We start from the raw sequence: 12,812 nt of genomic DNA on the forward strand, positions 1-12,812 counted from the left end.
CCGCCGCCAGAAAGAATCGATTGAGAGGAATGAATGACCAAAGAAATGCAAACTTTAGCTTTAGCCCCTGTTGGTAACCTGGAATCTTACATCCGGGCCGCTAACACCTGGCCGATGTTGACGGCTGAGGAAGAAAAGGAGCTTGCTGAGAAGCTGCATTACCAGGGCGATCTGGAAGCAGCTAAGACGCTGATCCTGTCTCACCTGCGCTTTGTTGTTCACGTTGCTCGAAACTATGCGGGCTACGGCCTGCCGCAGGCTGACCTGATTCAGGAAGGCAACATCGGCCTGATGAAGGCGGTGCGTCGCTTCAACCCGGAAGTGGGTGTGCGTCTGGTCTCCTTCGCCGTGCACTGGATCAAAGCGGAAATCCACGAATATGTGCTGCGTAACTGGCGTATCGTGAAGGTCGCAACCACTAAAGCACAGCGCAAACTGTTCTTTAACCTGCGTAAAACCAAGCAGCGTCTGGGCTGGTTTAACCAGGACGAAGTGGAAATGGTTGCCCGCGAACTGGGTGTTTCCAGCAAAGACGTGCGCGAGATGGAATCCCGAATGGCCGCGCAGGACATGACTTTTGATATGTCCTCTGACGACGATGCGTCAGACAGCCAGCCGATGGCTCCGGTCCTGTATCTCCAGGATAAGTCGTCCAACTTTGCCGATGGCATTGAAGACGATAACTGGGAAGAGCAGGCTGCGAACAAGCTGACTTACGCGATGGAAGGCCTTGACGAGCGTAGCCAGGATATTATCCGTGCCCGCTGGCTGGACGAAGACAACAAGTCCACCCTGCAGGAGCTGGCCGACCGCTACGGCGTCTCCGCTGAACGTGTGCGTCAGCTTGAGAAAAACGCCATGAAAAAACTTCGCGCCGCTATCGAAGCGTAATTCTCGCGAAGTGACCCGATAACCCCTGGATGAGAATCCGGGGGTTTTGTTTTTTTAGCGCCCTTTATGGCGAATTCCCTCCTCCTGGCAAACCCTTACCATTGTGTTGTGCGCTGACTCGTTAAAGCCTCCTATACCTTATATACATTTCAAAATAGCTATTCCAAATAGATAAAAATGGGGTATGTTTTAGCAGAGTATGCTGAAAAGGCGCGCACGGCAGACGCATAATCGAAATAAAGCGCCATAAAACAACATCACAACAAACACAATAACCATCACAATGGGGATTCTCAGGATGAATATGAAGGGCAAAGCCTTACTGGCAGGATGTATCGCGTTGGCGTTCAGCACCATGGCTCAGGCTGACATCAAAGTGGCCGTGGTTGGCGCAATGTCCGGTCCGGTAGCGCAATACGGCGACCAGGAGTTTACTGGCGCAGAACAAGCTGTTGCCGATATTAATGCCAAAGGCGGCATCAAAGGCGAAAAGCTGCAAATCGTAAAATATGATGATGCCTGCGACCCGAAACAAGCGGTTGCGGTAGCGAACAAAGTCGTGAATGACGGCATCAAATACGTTATCGGCCACCTGTGCTCCTCTTCCACACAGCCTGCGTCTGACATCTACGAAGACGAAGGTATTCTGATGATCACCCCTGCTGCCACCGCGCCGGAACTGACCGCCCGTGGTTATAAAATGGTGTTGCGTACCACTGGCCTGGACTCTGACCAGGGACCAACGGCAGCGAAATATATCGTTGATAAAGTGAAGCCAAAGCGTATTGCCATTGTTCATGACAAGCAGCAGTACGGCGAAGGTCTGGCGCGTTCTGTGCAGGACAACCTGAAAAAATCCAATGCTAACGTGGTGTTCTTCGACGGTATCACCGCCGGTGAGAAAGATTTCTCTACCATGGTGGCACGTCTGAAGAAAGAGAATATCGATTTCGTCTACTACGGCGGCTACCACCCGGAGATGGGTCAGCTCCTGCGTCAGGCGCGTGCAGCCGGTCTGAAAACTCAGTTCATGGGGCCAGAAGGAGTGGCGAACGTGTCACTGTCTAACATTGCCGGTGAATCAGCGGAAGGCCTGCTGGTGACCAAACCGAAGAACTACGATCAGGTTCCTGCGAACAAACCGATCGTGGATGCGATCAAAGCCAAGAAACAAGATCCAAGCGGCGCATTCGTGTGGACCACCTACGCCGCGCTGCAAACCCTGCAAGCAGGCCTGAATCAGTCAGCTGAACCGGCTGAAATCGCCACCTGGCTGAAAGCGAACTCTGTCGAGACCGTGATGGGGCCGCTGTCATGGGATGAGAAGGGTGACCTGAAAGGCTTCGAGTTCGGCGTATTCGACTGGCATGCTAACGGCACGGCGACCGACGCTAAATAACGCATTATGCCCGGCGAACCGCCGGGCATTTTCGTTTTACCATCCGCCGCCGCCGCCTCCTCCGGAACCGCCACCGGACGATCCTCCACCAGAAGAGCCAGAACCGCTAGAACCGGATAATGAGATGCGAACGGGAGGATTTGCCGAGCTGGAATAACATGCCTTGCTGAAATGATGAATGCTCCCCCAACTGACGCTGGAAAAGGCCTCTGACGCGGCCCCGGTCTTGCTCAGATACGTGGAAAAGGTGTTAGCCCAGGTTTTACCTACGTCGAGCGCCAGGGCAGCAGGCAGCAGATTTTCATAATGGGAGATCATCTGCTCAGGGGGATAAAGCACCTCGAAGCGGTGCTTTTCAGCTGTTTTCAGATAGCGTTTTAGCCCTTTGGCGACAGCTAAATCCGTTAGCCCGCGTTGGGTATAACGGGGTGTTTTCCAGCCAACGAATAGACAGAGCACGATCGCGGTCAGTAATGCGCCGGAGTAGCCGGCAGGATGGCGGATGGCCGGTTCGACACCGAACAGAAAAAGCCAACTTCCTATAAGGTTGGCGGGACAGCCTAAGAGAGCAAAAATCACTGTATTAGGCCACCAGTCGCGGCCGGTCTTCAGCGGGTTAAGCAAACATTTCAGCAAAAACGTCAGCAGCGAAAGGCCCACAGCCAAAAATAACAGAGATGGAATGGTGTACAGCGCTATTTCGGGATCAAACCAGACGCCACATACCACCGGCACCAGCATCGCGATAGCGATGCAATGACACAGGGGTTTACACCATTTTCGAAATAGTGCTGGTCGCTGCGCCTCACACCGTTTTTCTAACTCCTTAAGTGCGTTTTGCATTAGCTTTTGATGGGCCTGGCTGAGATTAATAGTCTTGCGTTTACCGCTAAACAGTATGCTCAGTAGCTGTTTATCGTTGGCATCCAGCCGGGGGTTTCCTTCAACAAACGATCGGGATAACCACTGCTCAGCCCCGTTATCTGCATGCCACGGGTCGGCGGGTTTGTTCTGACTGCTGGTGAGGGTTGCGCCCCGTCTGGCTACCAGTTGAAGAATATCGCTGCTGAATGCGACATCATCATATTGACGCCGGGTAATAAAGCGCAGATAGCCCGGCGACAGGGTAGCAGGCAGCGAATAGAGCGGCACGACCGGTGGCATTGTCAGCCCTGCGGCGGTCACGTTCTTACGCCACCACAACAGGTAATAACCGATCAGCAGCAACGGGAGCCAGATTAGGCTGGTTTGCTGCGTGGGTAATAATAGATGTACCAGTGGCAAGGAGGCTTCTGGTTTAGGGGCGCTGGCCAGAATATCGCGGGGCCACGTATAGACGACGGTCAGCCCCTCTCCACGGCTGAGAGGACGTGTGGTCTGCACATCGCCATTAGCCAGTATCTCTGCGTGCTGTTCTTTTGCCCCTGCCACACCCGTATAGACGTCAATGGAGCGTAGCCTGGCGTCCCTGCCGTCCCCGTTCAGATGACTGCCGTCCGGCAACTCCAGGTGAAAGCTGGCCTTGTCAACAGGCCAGGCCCAGTCATTGCCCGTCACGTTCCAGTACAGTTCATCCCATTCCGGGAAGCGGCTGAAATGGTTGCTGACCTGATAGCGGATCTCATAGTTATAGATACCCGGTTTCAGGAGCCGTTCGCCGCTGCCAATACGGATGGTTACTGATTTTTCTGCATCATCGATGCTGTAGGGTTCATTGATACCATCGCGTAAAACCGATTTAACCCTGTAGTCAACGCGAAAAATTTTGCCGTCCTGTCGGTTCCAGGAAAGCGGCAGCGTGCGGAATATCCCGCGACGGATCTCATTTCCCTGAGCCAGCACCTCAATATTTTCCTGCACCTCCATGCTGCCGTCCGCGTTAAAACGCGCCCGGGCGTGGAAAGAGAGAATATGTTCATAAGCTGGCGCTAAACGGGACTGGTTGTGAGGGACGGCAGGAGAGGCGCTGACGATCCCATCAGGTGCAAGAGCGGCAATAAAAAACAGCAGCAATCCAGAAATCAGCACCTTCCACCCTGGCAGAACGGACATAATATCACTCCATCTGTGGCGCTTTGGCTTCTGCCGGATTATCAAGTTCGAAGAACTCTTGCGCTTTGAAATTAAACAGACGGGCCAGTAGCAGGCTGGGAAAGGATTCCACCAGGATATTAAAATCACGCACCGTGCCGTTGAAATAGCGGCGGGCCAGCTGGAGCGACTCTTCTATTTCGCTAACGGATTGTTGTAAGGCGATAAAATTTTCGCTGGCTTTCAGTTCCGGCCAGGCTTCCGCCACGGCGAAGAACCGCCCCAGCATACCAGCGTAGTGCCGCTCGCGATCGGCGATCTCACGGGGATTGCCCGTCAGATCGCTACGCTGACGTGCTATCTCTTCCAGCAACGATTTTTCGTGCAGGGCGTAGCGTTTCGCCAGGCTTAACAGGTTGGGCGCCAGATCGTGACGGCGCTTGAGCTGAACGGCAATGCCGCTCCAGGCTTCGTCTTTAAAGCGACGCAGGGAGATAAAGCGGTTGTAGGTGATTACCGCCCAGATGAGAATGGCGGCAATGGCCGCCAGTGCTATATACATTTCCATATGCTGAATTCCTGATCATCATGATCCTGTAGAGACTCCTGCATCATACTTCACGCTATGAGTAGCGTAAACTCAGGGGGCTAGCGCATTACTGTTTTACCCAGCCATTTTCCTGCGCCGTAAACCCCAGCGCCTGCATAAAGGCCGCCATCACGCCCCGGTCTTCCACGCCGACATCCGCCATCCACCACGAGGTTACGCTCGGGTTATCGCGTATCACTTCTTCAATCAAATACTGCCCCACGCCGCGACGGCGGGTGACTTCACGCACGCGCAGGGAGTCCAGCGCGCCTTGCGTACCGCTCAGCGTCACCCGCACCGCGCCTAATAGCCGCTCATTAAAACGCGCAGCATAAATACGGTGTGTTTCATCAACGGTAAGTGAGGAGGGGGAATATTCCGGCCAGATCTTGTTGAGGTCGATGTGATCCTGGTCGCTAAAGTTCTCCAGACGGTGGATGGTCAGTTTCATTAGCCGCTTGTCCAAATCAAAAAGAGTGCGGGCAGTGTACTCAATTTATTCTGTCAGACGCTTCCACTTTTTAAACCCATTCTCTAGCTGATTACTTTTTTAGCGTTACGTTGCGTAGTCTTAAAACGCAGGGATCGAAAAATAACCAGAATTTTAACCTAAAAGGTAGCGTTTTATTCGGCGCTTTGTACCGTTATTTTATGCTGCAACTCGCGCTTTTATTTGTTTATCTCTGACTATTTTCAGAATATTATCTTTGCTTAATCGCCTGAAATATAGAGATTTTAGTCTGGTTTTTAGTAAAAAACTGCGCTAAACCATTAAAGGCAATAGCAAAAGTTGCGTTGTTTAATAAAAGTACAGAATGCTTTTTAACCATAATAAAACAAAATATATACATCACGTCACGAATGGGGATTCCTGGATGAGAATGAACGCGAAAACATTAGTCGCGGGGATGGTTGCACTGGCGATCTCACATACCGCTGCGGCGGACGATATTAAAGTTGCCATTGTTGGTGCGCTGTCCGGCCCTGTTGCCCAGTGGGGCGATATGGAGTTCAACGGCGCGCGCCAGGCCATTAAAGACATCAACGCCAAAGGCGGTATTAAAGGCGACAAACTGGTCGGCGTAGAATATGACGATGCCTGCGACCCGAAACAAGCCGTCGCCGTCGCCAACAAAATTGTTAACGATGGTATTCAGTATGTGATTGGCCATCTCTGCTCCTCCTCCACACAGCCTGCGTCCGATATCTATGAAGACGAAGGCATCCTGATGATTACGCCAGGCGCCACTAACCCTGAGCTGACCCAGCGCGGCTATCAGTACATCATGCGTACCGCCGGTCTGGACTCCTCTCAGGGACCGACGGCGGCGAAGTACATCATCGACAGCGTCAAGCCGCAGCGTATCGCCATCATTCACGATAAGCAGCAGTACGGCGAAGGGCTGGCCCGTTCGGTGCAGGATGGCCTGAAAAAAGGCGGCGCGAACGTGGTCTTCTTTGACGGCATCACTGCGGGCGAGAAAGATTTCTCGGCGCTGCTGGCGCGTCTGCAAAAAGAGAACATCGACTTCGTTTACTACGGTGGCTACTACCCGGAAATGGGCCAGATGCTGCGTCAGGCACGCGCTGTCGGTCTGAAAACCCAGTTTATGGGGCCGGAAGGGGTAGGTAACGCGTCGCTGTCGAACATTGCCGGCGACGCGGGTGAGGGCATGCTGGTGACGATGCCAAAACGCTATGACCAGGATCCGGCTAACGCTGCTATCGTCGACGCCCTGAAAGCGCAGAAGAAAGACGCGAGTGGTCCGTACGTCTGGATCACCTATGCCGCCGTACAGTCTCTGGCGACTGCCATGGATCGTACCGGCAGCAAAGCACCGCAGGATCTGATTAAAGATTTAAAAGCACACGGGGCAAGCACCGTGATTGGGCCGCTGAACTGGGACGAGAAAGGCGATCTGAAGGGATTTGAGTTTGGTGTCTTTAAGTGGCACGCCGACGGTTCATCCTCGGTCGCCAAATAATCATTATCCCACCGCCCGGCATGACCGGGCGGGACTAGAAAGGTTATCTTATGTCCGAGCAGTTTCTCTATTTTTTGCAGCAGATGTTTAACGGCGTCACGCTGGGAAGCACCTACGCACTGATCGCCATCGGCTACACGATGGTGTATGGCATTATCGGCATGATCAACTTCGCCCATGGCGAGGTGTACATGATCGGCAGTTATGTCTCCTTTATGATTATCGCCGCGCTGATGATGATGGGGATCGACAGCAGCTGGCTGCTGGTGGCCGCCGGGTTTGTCGGGGCGATTATCATTGCCAGCGCCTATGGCTGGAGTATCGAACGGGTGGCCTATCGCCCGGTGCGTAGCTCCAAGCGCCTGATCGCGCTGATCTCCGCAATCGGTATGTCCATTTTCCTGCAAAACTACGTCAGCCTGACCGAAGGGTCGCGCGACGTGGCGCTGCCAAGCCTGTTCAACGGCCAGTGGATTGTTGGCGCGAGCGAGAACTTCTCGGCGTCGATTACCACCATGCAGCTGGTGATCTGGATTGTCACCTTTGTCGCCATGCTGGCGCTGACCCTTTTCATCCGTTATTCCCGTATGGGCCGCGCCTGCCGCGCCTGCGCGGAAGACCTGAAAATGGCGAGCCTGCTTGGCATTAATACCGACCGCGTGATCGCTCTGACCTTCGTGATTGGGGCGGCGATGGCGGCGGTAGCGGGGGTATTGCTCGGTCAGTTCTACGGCGTAATTAACCCGTACATCGGCTTTATGGCCGGGATGAAAGCCTTTACCGCAGCCGTTCTGGGCGGTATCGGCAGTATTCCGGGTGCAATGATCGGCGGCCTGATCCTGGGCGTGGCCGAAGCGCTCTCCTCTGCCTACCTGAGTACCGAATATAAAGATGTGGTCTCCTTCGCCCTGCTGATTCTGGTCCTGCTGGTCATGCCTACCGGTATTCTGGGTCGTCCGGAGGTAGAGAAAGTATGAAACCGATGCATTTTGCAATGGCGCTGCTCTCGGCAGCGATGTTCTTCGTGCTGGCGAGCGTCTTCATGGGCGTTCAGCTGGAGCTGAGCGGCACTAAGCTGGTCGTGGATTCCGCGGCGGATATCCGCTGGCAGTGGGTCTTTGTGGGCACTGCAGTGGTCTTTTTCTTCCAGGTGCTGCGTCCGGTTTTCCAGAAGACACTGAAAAGCGTCTCCGGGCCGAAGTTTGTATTGCCTGCGATTGACGGTTCCACCGTTAAACAGAAGCTGTTCCTCGTGGCGCTGCTGGTGGCTGCTGTAGCATGGCCATTCATGGTGTCACGCGGCACGGTGGATATCGCCACCCTGACCATGATTTACGTGATCCTCGGTCTTGGTCTGAACGTGGTGGTGGGTCTGTCTGGACTGTTGGTGCTGGGCTATGGCGGTTTCTATGCCATTGGCGCTTACACCTTTGCCCTGCTGAACCACTATTACGGTCTCGGCTTCTGGACCTGTCTGCCGCTGGCGGGGCTGGTCTCTGCCGCAGCGGGCTTCCTGCTCGGCTTCCCGGTGCTGCGCCTGCGTGGCGACTATCTGGCGATTGTGACCTTAGGCTTCGGCGAAATCGTCCGTATCCTGCTGCTTAACAATACCGAAGTGACCGGTGGCCCGAACGGTATCAGCCAGATCCCGAAACCGACCTTCTTCGGCCTGGAGTTCAGCCGTTCTGCACGTGAAGGCGGCTGGGATACCTTCAGCAACTTCTTTGGCATTAAGTACGACCCGTCCGACCGCGTGATTTGGCTCTACCTGGTGGCGCTGCTGCTGGTGGTCATCACCCTGTTCGTGATTAACCGTCTGCTGCGTATGCCGCTGGGCCGTGCGTGGGAAGCGCTGCGTGAAGATGAGATCGCCTGTCGTTCCCTGGGTCTGAACCCGACCCGCATCAAGCTGACCGCCTTTACCATCAGCGCCGCGTTTGCCGGTTTCGCTGGCACGCTGTTCGCCGCGCGTCAGGGCTTCGTCAGCCCGGAATCCTTCACCTTCGCCGAATCCGCTTTCGTGCTGGCGATTGTGGTGCTGGGTGGGATGGGGTCGCAGTTCGCGGTGATCCTCGCGGCTATCCTGCTGGTGGTCTCCCGCGAGCTGATGCGTGACTTTAACGAGTACAGCATGCTGATGCTGGGTGGTTTGATGGTACTGATGATGATCTGGCGTCCGCAGGGCTTGCTGCCGATGACCCGTCCACAGCTGAAACTGAAAAACGGGCAAGCGAAAGGAGAGCAGGCATGAGTCAGCCATTATTATCCGTTAACGGCCTGATGATGCGTTTTGGCGGCCTGCTGGCGGTCAACAACGTGTCGCTGGATCTGCATCAAAAAGAGATCGTTTCCCTGATTGGCCCGAACGGCGCGGGTAAAACCACGGTGTTCAACTGCCTGACCGGCTTCTATAAGCCGACGGGCGGCACCATTATGCTGGGTGACAAACATCTGGAAGGGCTGCCGGGCCAGCAGATTGCCCGCATGGGCGTGGTGCGTACCTTCCAGCACGTGCGTCTGTTCCGTGAGATGACGGTAATTGAGAACCTGCTGGTGGCACAGCATCAGCAGCTCAAGACAGGGCTGTTTTCCGGCCTGCTGAAAACCCCGGCCTTCCGCCGGGCGCAGGATGAAGCGCTGGATCGCGCCGCCACCTGGCTCGACCGCATCGGCCTGCTGCAACACGCTAACCGTCAGGCCAGCAATCTGGCCTACGGCGACCAGCGTCGTCTGGAGATTATCCGCTGCATGGTGACGCAGCCGCAGATCCTGATGCTCGACGAACCGGCGGCGGGCCTCAACCCGAAAGAGACCAAAGAGCTGGACGAGCTGATTGTCGAGCTGCGTAACCATCACGACACCACTATCCTGCTGATTGAGCATGATATGAAGCTGGTGATGGGCATTTCGGACCGCATTTACGTGGTGAACCAGGGCACGCCGCTGGCGAACGGTACGCCGGAAGAGATTCGCAACAACCCGGACGTGATCCGCGCATACCTGGGTGAGGCATAAGATGGATAAAGTGATGTTATCTTTTGACAAGGTTAATGCCCACTACGGCAAGATCCAGGCCCTGCACGACGTCAGCCTGCACATCAACCAGGGAGAGATTGTGACCCTGATTGGTGCCAACGGCGCGGGCAAAACCACGCTGCTGGGCACCCTGTGTGGCGACCCGCGCGCCACCAGCGGGCGTATCGTCTTTGATGGTAAAGACATTACCGACTGGCAGACCGCCAAAATCATGCGTGAAGCCGTGGCGATTGTCCCGGAAGGGCGTCGCGTCTTTTCACGTATGACGGTGGAAGAGAACCTGGCGATGGGCGGTTTCTTTGCCGAGCGCGAACAGTTCCAGACCCGTATTAAACGGGTGTATGACCTGTTCCCACGCCTGTTTGAGCGTCGTATTCAGCGGGCGGGCACCATGTCCGGCGGGGAACAGCAGATGCTGGCGATCGGCCGCGCGCTGATGAGCCAGCCGCGTCTGCTGCTGCTCGACGAACCTTCGCTCGGGCTGGCACCCATCATCATTCAGCAGATCTTCGACACCATCGAGCAGTTGCGTAGCGAAGGGATGACCATCTTCCTCGTGGAGCAGAACGCCAACCAGGCGCTGAAGCTTGCGGATCGCGGCTACGTGCTGGAGAACGGCCGGGTGGTGCTGGAAGATACCGGCGACGCGCTGCTGGCGAACGAAGCCGTCAGAAGCGCTTACCTCGGCGGATAGTAAAAGCAAAAAGGCAACGTAAGTTGCCTTTTTTAATGTTTGCTCCCTCTCTCTGTGGGAGAAGGCCGGGGTGAGGGCAACGGGCCGCACAAGGTACAAGCAAAAGGCAACGTGCATTGCCTTTTTAGTGTTTTCTCCCTCTCCCTGTGGGAGAGGGTCGGGGTGAGGGCAACAGGCCGCACAAGGTAGAAGCAAAAGGCAACGCACGTTGCCTTTTTAGTGTTTTCTCCCTCTCCCTGTGGGAGAGGGCCGGGGTGAGGGCAACGGGCCGCACCCAACCCCTTCACACAACCATCATCCCCCTGACGCCTTGTTGTCATATCACTGTAAACAAACGGTTATTTTTCTGTAATTCGAGCATGTCATGTTACCTCGCGAGCACAAAACGCGTGATATCGCGCATCCGGCACAATAAGAGAGATGACAATGACATCGTTACGACACACAGCTTTGGGTCTGGCAATGGGTCTGGCTTTTGCGACTAACGCAATGGCCGTCACCACTATTCCGTTCTGGCATTCCATGGAAGGGGAGTTGGGTAAAGAAGTTGACTCCCTGGCGCAGCGTTTCAACGACACCCACCCGGATTACAAAATTGTGCCGGTGTACAAAGGCAACTACGAGCAGAGCCTGAGCGCCGGTATCGCCGCGTTCCGTACCGGCAACGCCCCGGCGCTGTTACAGGTTTACGAAGTGGGCACCGCCACCATGATGGCCTCCAAAGCCATTAAGCCGGTGTACGAAGTGTTTAAAGACGCGGGCATTAACTTCGATGAATCCCAGTTCGTGCCAACGGTCTCCGGCTACTACACCGACTCCAAATCCGGTCATCTGCTTTCTCAGCCGTTTAACAGCTCCACCCCGGTGCTGTACTACAACAAAGACGCCTTCAAGAAAGCCGGTTTAGACCCGGAGCAGCCACCGAAAACCTGGCAGGATCTGGCGGCGTACACGGCCAAACTGAAAGCCGCAGGCATGAAGTGTGGCTACGCCAGCGGCTGGCAGGGCTGGATCCAGATCGAGAACTTCAGCGCATGGCATGGCCAGCCGGTAGCCACCGAAAATAACGGTTTCAACGGCACCAACGCGGTACTGGAGTTCAACAAGCCTGAGCAGGTGAAGCATATTGCTCTGCTGCAAGAGTTGAACAAGAAGGGCGATTTCAGCTACTTCGGGCGTAAAGACGAATCTACCGAGAAGTTCTACAACGGCGATTGCGCGATTACTACTGCCTCTTCCGGCTCGCTGGCGGACATCCGTCACTACGCCAAATTTAACTACGGCGTGGGCATGATGCCGTACGACGCCGACTCGAAAGGCGCGCCGCAGAACGCCATCATCGGTGGGGCCAGCCTGTGGGTAATGCAGGGCAAAGACAACACGACCTATAAAGGCGTGGCAGAGTTCCTCGACTTCCTGGCGAAGCCAGAAAACGCAGCCGAATGGCACCAGAAGACCGGCTACCTGCCGATCACCAAAGCCGCGTATGACCTGACCCGCGAGCAGGGCTTCTATGACAAGAACCCGGGTGCGGATATCGCCACGCGTCAGATGCTGAACAAGCCACCATTGCCGTACACCAAAGGCCTGCGCCTGGGCAACATGCCGCAGATCCGTACCATTGTGGACGAAGAGCTGGAGAGCGTGTGGACCGGTAAAAAATCGCCACAACAGGCGCTGGATGCCGCAGTAGAGCGTGGTAACCAACTGCTACGCCGCTTTGAGCAGTCTACGAAGTCTTAATTAAAATCTTACCCCTCACCCTAACCCTCTCCCCATAGGGGAGAGGGGACGGTACGGAGCCGTCTTTTTCTCCCTCACCCTTTTGGGGGAAGGGGACGGTGCGGAGGCATCTTTTTCTCCCTTGCCCTTTTGGAGAGAGAGGACTGCACGGAGCCGTCTTTTCTCCCTGGCCGCTTTGGAGAGAGGGGACTGCACGGAGCCGTCTTTCTCCCTTGCTGCTTTGGAGAGAGAAGACTGCACGGAGCCGTCTTTTCTCCCTCGCCGCTTTGAAGAGAGAGGACTGCACGAAGCTGTCTTTCTCCCTTGCCGCTTCGGAGAGAGGGGACTGCACGGAGCCGTCTTTTCTCCCTCGCCGCTTCGGAGAGAGGTGACTGCACGGAGCCGTCTTTTCTCCCTCGCCGCTTCGGAGAGAGAGGACTGCACGGAGCCGTCTTTTCTCCCTTG

At 55.4% G+C, this 12,812-nt stretch carries 11 protein-coding genes; 8 read left to right on the forward strand and 3 right to left on the reverse strand.

The window, feature by feature from the left end; translation table 11 throughout:
• Positions 1-33: 33 nt before the first annotated feature.
• Positions 34-891 carry an RNA polymerase sigma factor RpoH gene (gene rpoH, locus ABIE02_RS20400; protein WP_032614938.1) on the forward strand — a complete coding sequence of 286 codons (858 nt, stop codon included), beginning with the start codon at positions 34-36 and terminating at the stop codon, positions 889-891.
• Between the two features lie 298 nt (positions 892-1,189).
• On the forward strand, positions 1,190-2,290 hold the full coding sequence (locus ABIE02_RS20405) for a branched-chain amino acid ABC transporter substrate-binding protein (RefSeq protein ID WP_077227699.1): 1,101 nt from the start codon (positions 1,190-1,192) through the stop codon (positions 2,288-2,290).
• 36 nt (positions 2,291-2,326) lie between these two features.
• On the opposite strand, the gene ABIE02_RS20410 is transcribed toward ABIE02_RS20405, so the two are convergent.
• The 3 genes from ABIE02_RS20410 to panM form a co-directional block, all read right to left on the reverse strand.
• The gene (locus ABIE02_RS20410; protein ID WP_336995221.1) at positions 2,327-4,342 is read right to left on the reverse strand and encodes a DUF2207 domain-containing protein; all 2,016 of its coding nucleotides are present in this window, start codon (positions 4,340-4,342) and stop codon (positions 2,327-2,329) included.
• 4 nt (positions 4,343-4,346) lie between these two features.
• Positions 4,347-4,889, reverse strand: a complete 543-nt coding sequence (locus ABIE02_RS20415; protein WP_032614932.1) for a LemA family protein — start codon at positions 4,887-4,889, stop codon at positions 4,347-4,349.
• Between the two features lie 88 nt (positions 4,890-4,977).
• Positions 4,978-5,361, reverse strand: coding sequence for an aspartate 1-decarboxylase autocleavage activator PanM (panM, locus tag ABIE02_RS20420; RefSeq protein ID WP_032614930.1), 384 nt, complete (start codon positions 5,359-5,361; stop codon positions 4,978-4,980).
• A 424-nt stretch (positions 5,362-5,785) separates the two neighbouring features.
• Here panM and livK point away from each other — a divergent pair, with 424 nt between their 5' ends.
• The 6 genes from livK to ugpB all read left to right on the forward strand — a co-directional run bounded on the left by livK (position 5,786) and on the right by ugpB (position 12,368).
• The gene (gene livK / locus ABIE02_RS20425; protein ID WP_262658259.1) at positions 5,786-6,895 is read left to right on the forward strand and encodes a high-affinity branched-chain amino acid ABC transporter substrate-binding protein LivK; all 1,110 of its coding nucleotides are present in this window, start codon (positions 5,786-5,788) and stop codon (positions 6,893-6,895) included.
• A gap of 50 nt (positions 6,896-6,945) precedes the next feature.
• The gene (livH, locus tag ABIE02_RS20430) at positions 6,946-7,872 is read left to right on the forward strand and encodes a high-affinity branched-chain amino acid ABC transporter permease LivH (protein WP_032614924.1); all 927 of its coding nucleotides are present in this window, start codon (positions 6,946-6,948) and stop codon (positions 7,870-7,872) included.
• Positions 7,869-9,146 carry a high-affinity branched-chain amino acid ABC transporter permease LivM gene (locus ABIE02_RS20435; protein ID WP_032614922.1) on the forward strand — a complete coding sequence of 426 codons (1,278 nt, stop codon included), beginning with the start codon at positions 7,869-7,871 and terminating at the stop codon, positions 9,144-9,146. Before livH ends, ABIE02_RS20435 begins: the two co-directional genes overlap by 4 nt.
• A complete protein-coding gene (livG, locus tag ABIE02_RS20440; RefSeq protein WP_032614920.1) occupies positions 9,143-9,910 on the forward strand; it encodes a high-affinity branched-chain amino acid ABC transporter ATP-binding protein LivG in 768 nt (255 codons plus the stop codon). The genes ABIE02_RS20435 and livG overlap by 4 nt, the downstream gene beginning before the upstream one ends.
• A 1-nt stretch (position 9,911) precedes the next feature.
• Positions 9,912-10,625, forward strand: a complete 714-nt coding sequence (gene livF / locus ABIE02_RS20445; RefSeq protein WP_072250910.1) for a high-affinity branched-chain amino acid ABC transporter ATP-binding protein LivF — start codon at positions 9,912-9,914, stop codon at positions 10,623-10,625.
• A gap of 426 nt (positions 10,626-11,051) precedes the next feature.
• The gene (gene ugpB / locus ABIE02_RS20450; RefSeq protein WP_059307031.1) at positions 11,052-12,368 is read left to right on the forward strand and encodes a sn-glycerol-3-phosphate ABC transporter substrate-binding protein UgpB; all 1,317 of its coding nucleotides are present in this window, start codon (positions 11,052-11,054) and stop codon (positions 12,366-12,368) included.
• Positions 12,369-12,812 lie beyond the last annotated feature (444 nt).

The organism is Leclercia sp. 1548 (assembly GCF_050435045.1).
Classification (GTDB): Bacteria; Pseudomonadota; Gammaproteobacteria; order Enterobacterales; family Enterobacteriaceae; genus Enterobacter; species Enterobacter adecarboxylatus.

Bases quoted from the DNA above. Each gene is read 5' to 3' on its own strand.
- ABIE02_RS20410 (WP_336995221.1), bottom strand. From the start codon at position 4,342: ATGTCCGTTCTGCCAGGGTGGAAGGTGCTGATTTCTGGATTGCTGCTG.
- ugpB (WP_059307031.1), top strand. From the start codon at position 11,052: ATGACATCGTTACGACACACAGCTTTGGGTCTGGCAATGGGTCTGGCT.
- ABIE02_RS20405 (WP_077227699.1), top strand. From the start codon at position 1,190: ATGAATATGAAGGGCAAAGCCTTACTGGCAGGATGTATCGCGTTGGCG.
- ABIE02_RS20415 (WP_032614932.1), bottom strand. From the start codon at position 4,889: ATGGAAATGTATATAGCACTGGCGGCCATTGCCGCCATTCTCATCTGG.
- rpoH (WP_032614938.1), top strand. From the start codon at position 34: ATGACCAAAGAAATGCAAACTTTAGCTTTAGCCCCTGTTGGTAACCTG.
- livH (WP_032614924.1), top strand. From the start codon at position 6,946: ATGTCCGAGCAGTTTCTCTATTTTTTGCAGCAGATGTTTAACGGCGTC.
- livG (WP_032614920.1), top strand. From the start codon at position 9,143: ATGAGTCAGCCATTATTATCCGTTAACGGCCTGATGATGCGTTTTGGC.
- panM (WP_032614930.1), bottom strand. From the start codon at position 5,361: ATGAAACTGACCATCCACCGTCTGGAGAACTTTAGCGACCAGGATCAC.
- livK (WP_262658259.1), top strand. From the start codon at position 5,786: ATGAGAATGAACGCGAAAACATTAGTCGCGGGGATGGTTGCACTGGCG.
- livF (WP_072250910.1), top strand. From the start codon at position 9,912: ATGGATAAAGTGATGTTATCTTTTGACAAGGTTAATGCCCACTACGGC.
- ABIE02_RS20435 (WP_032614922.1), top strand. From the start codon at position 7,869: ATGAAACCGATGCATTTTGCAATGGCGCTGCTCTCGGCAGCGATGTTC.